The 7,336-nt window shown below is 67.9% G+C and carries 8 protein-coding genes; 5 read left to right on the top strand and 3 right to left on the bottom strand.

Annotated elements, in window-relative coordinates:
- Positions 1-128: 128 nt before the first annotated feature.
- Positions 129-1,031: a prephenate dehydratase gene (locus HUU94_RS11540; RefSeq protein WP_174275221.1), complete on the bottom strand. Its 903-nt coding sequence runs from the start codon at positions 1,029-1,031 to the stop codon at positions 129-131.
- 113 nt (positions 1,032-1,144) lie between these two features.
- Here HUU94_RS11540 and HUU94_RS11545 point away from each other — a divergent pair, with 113 nt between their 5' ends.
- Positions 1,145-1,876, top strand: a complete 732-nt coding sequence (locus tag HUU94_RS11545) for a c-type cytochrome (RefSeq protein ID WP_174275222.1) — start codon at positions 1,145-1,147, stop codon at positions 1,874-1,876.
- 58 nt (positions 1,877-1,934) lie between these two features.
- Here the strand turns inward: HUU94_RS11545 and HUU94_RS11550 are convergent, their stop codons facing one another.
- Positions 1,935-2,834, bottom strand: coding sequence for an LOG family protein (locus tag HUU94_RS11550; RefSeq protein ID WP_174275223.1), 900 nt, complete (start codon positions 2,832-2,834; stop codon positions 1,935-1,937).
- A 41-nt stretch (positions 2,835-2,875) separates the two neighbouring features.
- Positions 2,876-3,559 carry an extensin family protein gene (locus HUU94_RS11555; RefSeq protein ID WP_254602165.1) on the bottom strand — a complete coding sequence of 228 codons (684 nt, stop codon included), beginning with the start codon at positions 3,557-3,559 and terminating at the stop codon, positions 2,876-2,878.
- A 141-nt stretch (positions 3,560-3,700) separates the two neighbouring features.
- Here HUU94_RS11555 and HUU94_RS11560 point away from each other — a divergent pair, with 141 nt between their 5' ends.
- From HUU94_RS11560 to HUU94_RS11575, 4 genes are all read left to right on the top strand, one after another.
- Positions 3,701-4,906 carry a phosphoserine transaminase gene (locus tag HUU94_RS11560; protein WP_174275224.1) on the top strand — a complete coding sequence of 402 codons (1,206 nt, stop codon included), beginning with the start codon at positions 3,701-3,703 and terminating at the stop codon, positions 4,904-4,906.
- Between the two features lie 111 nt (positions 4,907-5,017).
- Positions 5,018-6,592: a phosphoglycerate dehydrogenase gene (gene serA / locus HUU94_RS11565; protein WP_174275225.1), complete on the top strand. Its 1,575-nt coding sequence runs from the start codon at positions 5,018-5,020 to the stop codon at positions 6,590-6,592.
- Positions 6,593-6,728: 136 nt separating this feature from the next.
- The gene (locus tag HUU94_RS11570; RefSeq protein ID WP_438827123.1) at positions 6,729-6,857 is read left to right on the top strand and encodes a hypothetical protein; all 129 of its coding nucleotides are present in this window, start codon (positions 6,729-6,731) and stop codon (positions 6,855-6,857) included.
- On the top strand, positions 6,854-7,336 hold a 483-nt coding region (locus HUU94_RS11575; protein ID WP_174275226.1), incomplete at its 3' end, for an ATP phosphoribosyltransferase regulatory subunit. The genes HUU94_RS11570 and HUU94_RS11575, both read left to right, overlap by 4 nt.

Genomic DNA, 7,336 nt, shown 5'->3' on the forward strand with positions numbered 1-7,336 from the left:
GCTTGGCCAACGCCCTCAAGCTCTTCTGACTATGTTGTATCGCTCGACGGACCGCCTCAGTCGTCGTGGCGCTCCCGGCCCATAGCGCTTCCTCCAGCTAACAGTGAAAATGCACATCAAGCATGGGATCAAAACATGTAGTCCAGGATGCGCGGTCGCGCCTGCGCATAGGTGCCGAGGATGCGGACCCATTTGGTATGGAATTCCAACTCCTGGAACGCGCGCTTCACGGCGGGGTCGTCGGGCGATCCCTCGACGTCGGTGAAGAATTCGGTCGCCGCGAAGCTCGCGCCGCGCTGGTAGCTTTCGAGCTTGGTCATGTTGACGCCTTCGGTGGCGAAGCCGCCCAGCGCCTTGTAGAGCGCAGCGGGCACATTCTTCACCTCGAAGGTGAAGCTCGTCATGCAAGGGCCTGTCACAGGCCGCTTTTCCGCCTCGCGCGCCAGCATCACGAAGCGCGTGGTATTGTCGTCCGAATCCTCCAGCCCCTCGCCCAGTATCTCCAGGCCGTAGAGTTCCGCCGCCAGCCGCGGCGCAATCGCGCCGATCGCGGGATTGCCGATTTCGGCCACCGCCGCCGCAGCCCCCGCCGTATCGGAATCCACCACCGGCTTGATCCCGCGCGCGCGCAGCCAGTGCCGGCATTGGCCCAGCGCCTGCGGGTGGCTCATCGCCTCCGCGATCGGCGCGCCTCTCAGCCCCATCAGGCAATAGCGGATCGGCATGAAATGTTCGCCGACGATCGTCAGCCCGCTTTCGGGCAGCAGGAAATGGATGTCCGCCACCCGGCCGTGCAGCGAATTCTCGATCGGGATCAGCGCGCGCGCCGCCCGGCCCTCGCGCACCGCGTCCAGCGCATCCTCGAAGCTGTAGCAGGGCAAGGGCGCGCCGTCCGGAAACGCCTCGCCCGCCGCGATATGCGAATTGCAGCCCGGCGCGCCCTGGAAGGCGATCGCGCTCCCCGGATGTTGTGCGGCGGCCTTGGTGAGCGCTGCGACCATGTCGCGCGCGGGGGCGGGATAACTTTCCATGATGCGCGCGGCGCTTAGAAGGCGATGCGGTGTCCCGCAACCTTGCGGGGCGTAACCGTGCTGACTAAAGCGACCGCGAATCCTATGGATGATCCTTCGGGGACAGGGGCGGCATGAACGACCGGGCGAACACGATTGCGGGCTGGGTTCTGGCGGGCGGCATCGTAGCGCTCGGCGTGACGATCGTGACCGGCGAATATTTTCAGGCCGAGCGCCCCGAGAAGATGGGCTATGAGGTGACGGGCGTCGAAGCCGAGGCCGGCAGCGGCGCCGCGGTCGCCGAAAAGCCCTTCGCTTTCTACATGGCGTCGGGTGATCCTCAGAAAGGCGCCGACGTCTTCAAGAAATGCACCGCCTGCCACAATGCCGACAAGGGCGGCGCGAACGCGCTCGGCCCCAATATCTATGGCGTCCTCGGCGATCCCGTCGCCCAGGGTCGCGGCGGCTTCGCCTTCTCCGATGCGCTGAAGAGCAAGGGCGGCAATTGGGATTTCGATCGGCTCAACGAGTGGCTGACCAACCCCAAGGGCTTCGCGCCGGGCACCAAGATGACCTTCGCGGGCCTCTCCAAGCCCGAGGATCGCGCCAACGTCATCGCCTATCTCAACCAGCAGGGCGATCATCCGCTGCCGCTGCCGACCAAGCCCGCCGAAGGCGCCGCCCCCGATGCCGCGCCGACCTCCGGCCAGGAAGCCGCCCCGACCGGCGCGAACGAGGAGGGCGCGGTCAAGGCGGGCAACGTGCCGGTGCAGACCGAGGCCAATGCCGCCAAGCAGCCCAAGGGCAATATCGCCGGCGAGGCCGCGCCCGCGACCTCAGGCCAGGCCGCCAAGCGCCGGAACTGAGCGCGCGATCAGCCCTGAGATGATCCTCCCCTGGGAGGGGAGGATCAAGGCCAGGAGCTTACTTCTTGTCGCCGCGCCCCTTGCGCCACACCTTGTCGGTATAGCGCGCATAATAATCCTGGACATAGGCCCAGCCCTCCTCCGCGCTTTCGCAGAAGTGGATCAGGTCCATGTCCTGCGGAGCGACGACGCCTTCGTCGACCAGCGCCTCGAAATCGACGACCTTGTCCCAGAATTCGCGCCCGTAGAGCAGGATCGGCAGCACCGCCATCTTGCCCGTCTGGATCAAGGTCAGCAGCTCGAACATCTCGTCGAACGTGCCGAAGCCGCCCGGAAACACCGCCACCGCGCGCGCGCGCAGCAGGAAGTGCATCTTTCTCAGGGCGAAATAATGGAAGTTGAAGCTCAGGTGCGGCGTGACATAGTCGTTGGGCGCCTGCTCGAACGGCAGCACGATGTTGAGCCCGATCGATTCCGCATCGACGTCATGCGCGCCACGATTGGCCGCTTCCATGATCGAAGGCCCGCCGCCCGAGCAGACGACGAACTGGCGCTTGCCGTCCTCGGCGGGCGGCGTCCGGCTGGCCAGCCTCGCAAGCTCCCGCGCGACCTGATAATAGCGTGACTTGGCCTTGAGCCGCTCGGCGATCCGGCGCTGCGTATCGGTGCTTGCCGCCGCGACCAGCGCATCGGCGTTTTCGGGCGCGGGGATGCGCGCCGAACCGTAGAAGACGAAGCTCGATCCGATCCCCGCTTCCTCCAGCAACAGCTCGGGCTTCATCAGCTCGAGCTGGAAACGCACCGGGCGCAGATCGTCGCGCAACAGGAAGTCGCTGTCCTGATAGGCGAGGCGATATGCCGGATCGGCGGTCTGCGGCAGCGGCGTGCCCTGGATCGCCGCGGCGGCATCGTCCTTGGCCTTGGGGAACACCCGCTCGGGAATTTCTTGCTTCTTCATGGCTGGTCTCGGTTCGGCCCGCGCGGGCAAAGCGCGCGTCGTTAGCGGCATAGATGGCCGTTGCCCATGTCAAAATGGAGATGGTCGTGATGATAGGCATTGAAGTCGGGGCTCAGCACGGTGGCGAACCGCCGGCAGGCCGCGTCGCGCACCTGGCGCAGGAAGGCGCGCCTGTCCGGATCGGCGCCGTTCCAGTCGCTGGTCACGCTGATCCTGCGCCCGTCGGCCAGCACGAAGGCGGCGATATCCACCGCATTGGCGCGGCCATGTTCGGAAAGCCTGTTGCCCGCGACATTGTTGATCGGGCGGCACGCGAAGCTGCCGAAGCTCTCGATCCTGACGACATAGCCCTTCAGCCGATCGTGCGCCGCCGATTGCACGGCCTGCGTCACCCATTGCGTCAGCGGCAGCGCGAGGCCGCACTTGACCGCGCCGAGGTTGGTCACCGGAATCCCGATCGCCACCAGCTTGACCGCCGATGTCGCCGAACAGCCGTTGGGGAAGATGCGATCGGGCAGCACCTGCACCTTGGCGCCGAGCGCCGAGAGGTCGGCGAGGCATTTGCGCATCGCGGCGGGCGTCTCGGCCGGCACGGGCGTGGCGGCGGGCCTGGCCGTGGAGCGCGGATGCGAATGACGGCCGCAGCCCGACAGCGATATCGCCATCATCAGCGGAAGCACGGCGGCAAAGGGAAGGCGGGCGGCGGCGCCGTTAATGCTCGCCATGTCCACCCCCTCACGCAGCCGCCGAACGCTACCATATGAACCGCGCGCCGCAAGCGGGTTGACCCCCTTCCGCCGCGTCCGTAGGGCCGCAGGCGGGCCACGCCGTCCCAACGCGGCGCGCGCTCTCTGTGAGGAGAGACCATGACTGACACCGCTCCGCCGGCCGCTTCCGCGGCCGGATCCCACGCCGACTCGGCACCGGCAAAACCCGCCGCCAAGCCCGCCCGCCCCTTCTTCTCGTCCGGCCCCTGCGCCAAGCCGCCCGGCTGGCACGCCGACGGCCTCGCCAGCGCCAGCCTCGGCCGCTCGCACCGCTCCAAGCTCGGCAAGAGCCGCATCGTCCACGCGATGGAGATGACGCGCCGCATCCTGCGCATCCCCGACAGCCATCGTCTCGGGATCGTCCCCGCCTCCGATACCGGCGCGGTCGAGATGGCGATGTGGTCGATGCTCGGCGCGCGCGCCGCGACGGTGATGGCGTGGGAGAGCTTCGGCGAGGGCTGGGTGACCGATGTCGTCAAGCAGCTCAAGATCGACGCGAAGGTTGTGAAGGCCGGCTATGGCGAGCTCCCCGATCTCGCCGCCACCGATTGGGCGACCGACGTCGTCTTCACCTGGAACGGCACGACCAGCGGCGTGCGCGTGCCGGACGGGGAATGGATCGCCGACGATCGCCAGGGGCTCGCGATCTGCGACGCAACCTCGGGCGTGTTCGCCGCCGAGCTGCCGTGGGACAAGCTCGATGTCGTGACTTTCTCCTGGCAGAAGGTGCTGGGCGGCGAAGGCGCGCACGGCGTGCTCGTCCTGGGGCCGCGCGCGGTCGAGCGGCTCGAAAGCTACGTCCCCGCCTGGCCGCTGCCCAAGATCTTCCGCATGACGAAAGGCGGCAAGCTGATCGACGGCATCTTCAAGGGCGAGACGATCAACACGCCCTCGATGCTCGCGGTCGAGGATGTGATCTGGAGCCTCGAATGGGCGCTCGGCCAGGGCGGGCTCACCGCCTTGATCGACCGCGCCGACGCCAATGCCGCCGCGCTCGACGCATGGGTCCAGGCGACTCCGTGGATCGAGCATCTCGCCGCCGATCCCGCGACGCGCTCCAACACCAGCGTCTGCCTCAAGTTCGCCGACGGCGCGGTCGAGGGGCTCGACGCGGATGGCCAGCTCGCGCTCGTCAAGAAGATCGCCGCGCTGCTCGAGGCCGAGGACGCCGCCTACGACGTCGCGGGCTATCGCGATGCCCCGCCGGGGCTGCGCGTCTGGTGCGGCGCCACGGTCGAGACCGCCGACATCGCGGCGCTCGGCCCCTGGCTCGACTGGGCGTTCCACACCGCCAGGACGGCCTAACCTCCCCCTCGTCACCCCGGCCTTGAGCCGGGGTCCCGCTGCCTTCGCCGCCTGCAACAAGCGGGACCCCGGATCAGGTCCGGGGTGACGGTGACATCAAGGACCCTCACCATGCCCAAAGTCCTCATTTCCGATCAGATGGATCCCCGCGCCGCGCAGATCTTCCGCGAGCGCGGCGTCGAGGTCGACGAGATCACCGGCAAGACCAAAGACGAGCTGATCGCGATGATCGGCGGCTATGACGGCCTCGCGATCCGCTCCTCGACCAAGGTCACCAAGGAGGTGATCGCCGCCGCGACCAACCTCAAGGTCGTCGGCCGCGCGGGCATCGGCGTCGACAATGTCGATATCCCGTCGGCGTCGGCCGCCGGCGTCGTCGTGATGAACACGCCGTTCGGCAATTCGATCACCACCGCCGAACATGCGATCGCGCTGATGTTCGCGCTCGCCCGCGACCTGCCCGAGGCCGACAAATCCACGCAGGCGGGCAAGTGGGAGAAGAACCGCTTCATGGGCGTCGAGGTGACGGGCAAGACGCTCGGCCTGATCGGCGCGGGCAACATCGGCTCGATCGTCGCCGATCGCGCGCTGGGCCTGCGGATGAAGGTCGTCGCCTTCGATCCCTTCCTCACCCCCGAACGCGCGGTGGAGCTCGGCGTCGAGAAGGTGACGCTCGAGGAACTGCTCGCGCGCGCCGACTTCATCACGCTGCACACGCCGCTGACCGACAGCACGCGCAACATCCTCTCCGCCGAGAATATCGCCAGGACCAAGCCCGGCGTGCGGATCGTCAATTGCGCGCGCGGCGGGCTGATCGACGAGGCGGCGCTCAAGGAGGCGCTGGACAGCGGGCATGTCGCGGGCGCGGCGCTCGACGTGTTCGTCAATGAGCCCGCCAAGGATTCGCCTTTGTTCGGCACGCCGGGCTTCATCTCGACGCCGCACCTCGGCGCCTCGACCAACGAGGCGCAGGTCAATGTCGCGATCCAGGTCGCCGAGCAGATGGCCGATTATCTGATGACCGGCGGCATCACCAACGCGCTCAACGTACCGTCGCTCTCGGCCGAGGATGCGCCCAAGGTGCGGCCCTATCTCGCGCTCGCCGAGAAGCTCGGCAGCCTGATGGGGCAGCTCGCGCACGACAATCTCACCAAGATCGCGATCGAGGTGGAAGGCGCCGCCGCCGAGCTCAACATCAAGCCGATCACCGGCGCGGTGCTGGCGGGGCTGATGCGCGTCTATTCGGACACGGTGAACATGGTCAACGCGCCCTTCCTGGCGCGCGAGCGCGGCCTCGACATCCGCGAGGTCCGCCACGATCGCGAGGGCGACTATCATACGCTGATCCGCGTCTCGGTGCAGACCAGCCAGGGCGAACGCTCGGTCGCGGGCACGCTGTTCGCCAATTCGCAGCCGCGGCTGGTCGAGATCTTCGGCGTCAAGGTCGAGGCCGATCTCGCCGGCCAGATGCTCTATGTCGTCAACGAGGATGCGCCGGGCTTCATCGGCCGCCTCGGCACGACTTTGGGCGAGGCCGGCGTCAACATCGGCACCTTCCACCTCGGCCGCCGCGCGGCCGGCGGCGAGGCGGTGCTGCTGCTGTCGGTCGACCAGCCGGTGGGCCCGGCGCTCGACAAGGTGAAGGCGCTGCCTGGAGTCAAGGTGGTGAAGGCGCTGGCGTTTTAGAGGTTGCCTATCAAGCTGAAACGTCACCCCGGCCTTGAGCCGGGGTGACGTTTCAACTTGAACGGGAGATACACATGCGGGTTGAAACGCGTATGACGCGCGCCGCACCAGTTTCCTCGAACGACAAGGCTATCGCGTGATCCGGTTCACCAATGCAGAGGTGATGGGCAATCCGGAGGGGGTGCCCATCACGATCGGCGGGGCCTTGAGCGATCGGACTCCCCCTCTCCCCGGCCCTCTCCCCATAAGGGAGAGGGAGCTTTGACCATCACCCCCGGCCTCCTCCCCGAAGGGTTGCGCGATCGGCTGCCGCCGCAGGCGGAGGCGGCGTCGCGGCTGATGCATCGGGTGATCGTCGCGATCGGGCGGCACGGCTATGCGCGAGTCTCGCCGCCGCTGGCGGAGTTCGAGCAGGGGCTGGTCGGGCGGCTCAAATCGTCGCGCGCGCAGGATCTGCTGCGCGTCGTCGATCCGGTGTCGCAGCGGACGCTGGCGCTGCGCCCCGATCTCACCGCGCAGGTCGGGCGGATCGCGGCGACGCGGATGGCGCACCTCCCCCGCCCGCTGCGCCTCGCCTACGGCGGCCAGGTGGTCAAGCTGCGCGCGACCCAGCTCCGCCCCGAGCGCGAGCTGGCGCAGGCGGGCGCCGAGCTGATCGGCAGCGATACGGTGGCGGCGGCGATCGAGGTGCTGCGCGTTGCGCTCGATGCGCTCGCGGCGGCAGGCGTGCGCGATGTTGTGATC

It is taken from the genome of Sphingomonas bacterium, assembly GCF_903644055.1.
In the GTDB taxonomy this organism is placed as follows: Bacteria; Pseudomonadota; Alphaproteobacteria; order Sphingomonadales; family Sphingomonadaceae; genus Sphingomonas_I.

Bases quoted from the DNA above. Each gene is read 5' to 3' on its own strand.
- HUU94_RS11555 (WP_254602165.1), bottom strand. From the start codon at position 3,559: ATGGCGAGCATTAACGGCGCCGCCGCCCGCCTTCCCTTTGCCGCCGTG.
- HUU94_RS11545 (WP_174275222.1), top strand. From the start codon at position 1,145: ATGAACGACCGGGCGAACACGATTGCGGGCTGGGTTCTGGCGGGCGGC.
- HUU94_RS11560 (WP_174275224.1), top strand. From the start codon at position 3,701: ATGACTGACACCGCTCCGCCGGCCGCTTCCGCGGCCGGATCCCACGCC.
- HUU94_RS11550 (WP_174275223.1), bottom strand. From the start codon at position 2,834: ATGAAGAAGCAAGAAATTCCCGAGCGGGTGTTCCCCAAGGCCAAGGAC.
- serA (WP_174275225.1), top strand. From the start codon at position 5,018: ATGCCCAAAGTCCTCATTTCCGATCAGATGGATCCCCGCGCCGCGCAG.
- HUU94_RS11540 (WP_174275221.1), bottom strand. From the start codon at position 1,031: ATGGAAAGTTATCCCGCCCCCGCGCGCGACATGGTCGCAGCGCTCACC.